Origin of the sequence: Haemophilus sp. UMB1048, from assembly GCF_030218125.1 — a bacterium.
Taxonomy (GTDB): domain Bacteria; phylum Pseudomonadota; class Gammaproteobacteria; order Enterobacterales; family Pasteurellaceae; genus Haemophilus_D.
Genome location: NZ_JASOPB010000030.1, coordinates 1 through 504, shown reverse-complemented (window position 1 = coordinate 504; position 504 = coordinate 1). Strand labels below are relative to the sequence as shown.

Below are 504 nucleotides of genomic sequence, written 5' to 3'. Positions count from 1 at the left end.
AAATTCAGTGCCGCTCAGGTCGGCACCTGAAAAATCGCAGTTAAAAAATGTACTATTTTCAACTTTCTCACCGGTGAAGCGATTTCTGTCAATTTTTTCGCCAACTAATGCCAGAGTCATATCTATGCCTGTGTTTTTATACAGTAATGACGCCATGGTAAACCTTATGACGTTATGCGTCAAACCCGCCAGTATGACACCTGCAAATGCGTATTAGATCTGGTGTTTCTTCAGCAAGGCACGTAGCTGATGATAAGTCAGACCCAGTAATTCAGCGGCTTTTTTCTGGTTAAATTTAGCCTGCTGTAAGCTGGTTTGTAGAAAGTCTTTCTCTTGCTGCTGCTGGAATTCACGCAGATCCAGCGTTATAACGATGTGTATCCTATGTGCTCGGATTGGATAGATTTCCATTACGGTGAAGGATCTTCTTGAGATCCTTTCTGTGGCGTCGTAATCTCTTGCTCTGTAAACGAAAAAACCGCCCTGCAAGGCGGTTTTTCGAAG

The 504-nt window shown here is 43.3% G+C and carries 1 protein-coding gene and 1 pseudogene; both read right to left on the bottom strand.

Annotation, left to right across the window (positions count from 1 at the left end; translation table 11 throughout):
• Positions 1-120: pseudogene (locus QP437_RS10630) on the bottom strand (fluoroquinolone resistance protein); the annotation flags it as partial.
• Between the two features lie 93 nt (positions 121-213).
• Positions 214-504: helix-turn-helix domain-containing protein (locus QP437_RS09735; RefSeq protein WP_285267700.1), on the bottom strand; the 291-nt coding region annotated here is incomplete at its 5' end.